General features: G+C 57.9%; 1 protein-coding gene. It reads right to left on the reverse strand.

What is annotated here, in order from left to right:
• Positions 1–944, reverse strand: a 944-nt coding sequence (locus VI25_RS24945) for a carboxypeptidase-like regulatory domain-containing protein (RefSeq protein WP_152981778.1), incomplete at its 3' end; no start/stop codon positions are given.
• Positions 945–1,151 lie beyond the last annotated feature (207 nt).

Consider the following 1,151-nt stretch of genomic DNA (forward strand, 5'->3'; position numbering starts at 1 on the left):
TTGTCGGCAGCCTGGTTGTAGGCAGCGGCCTGCTCGGCTGCGTTCAAGGCCTCAGGCGTTTGGTGAGCCGTTTGCCAGCCCCGGTAGGTGTCGATGGTGATGCGCGGGGCGCCACTCTTACCGCTTTTGGTGGTGACGACAATGACGCCCGAAGAAGCCTGCGCGCCGTAGACGGCGGCCGAAGCGGCATCCTTGAGCACCGTAATGCTGGCAATGTCGTTGGGGTTCAGCGGCCCGCCGTAGTAGGGCATACCATCCACCACGTACAAGGGAGCCTCACTGCTCAGGGTGCCGGCGCCTCGAATAACTACCCGGGCCGTGGCGGCGGGGTCGCCCCCATTCTGCACTACCGTTACCCCAGCTAGGTTGCCCTGTAGCATGTCTTGCACGTTGGTCAGGGGGCGGTTGGCAATCTTTTCCGGGTTGGGCAGGGTAGCCACCGCCGTCGTGATGTTTTCGCGCTTGGCGGTACCGTAGCCAATTACCACTACCTCATCCAAGCCGGTAGCCGACTCCTTAAGCACCAGCTCCAAGCTGCTTTGCTCCGCTACTCGTAGCTCCTGCGTTTGGTAGCCAATAAAAGAAACTACCAGTACTGCTTGCGCTGGGTTCGCAACGGTAAGTTGAAACCGTCCTTCACTGTCCGTGGTCGTGCCCGTAGTCGTTCCTTTCACCAGAACAGTTACGCCCGGCAGGGGCTGACCGGCTTTGTCGGCTACGCGTCCACTCACGACCTGATCGACGGCGGTGGCCGACTGTACGGGGCTATTGTCGTAGTCTTCAGCAACTGGTAAGGCCAGTGCCGGGCCACTTAGGCCGATAAGGTCAGCGCCAGAGCTGCGGCGTGCTTGTGATGACTGGTTTTCACTACGTGTGCAGGCATAAGGAGTAGTAGAGTGATCAGGAGAGGACAGCCTACCAGCCAGATTATATGGGCATGGCAAAGCTAGGCCCGACCTTGGTCAGGGCAGGTTCGGTTAGGATGCAGGAAGGGGAGGCGTAGAAAAGATGCTTCTAAAGAACCGGTGGTAGGGCTACAGCCCAAGGTTCAAAGCGGGAGGTTGGCTGATAGCTGGGGAATGGTGCTTTTGCGCGGCACAAAGGAATGTCCTGCTTATTGATAGAGTGTTTTCTATAAATTATTTAATTAT

This window comes from Hymenobacter sp. AT01-02 (assembly GCF_000961955.2).
GTDB classification, from domain to species: domain Bacteria; phylum Bacteroidota; class Bacteroidia; order Cytophagales; family Hymenobacteraceae; genus Hymenobacter; species Hymenobacter mucosus.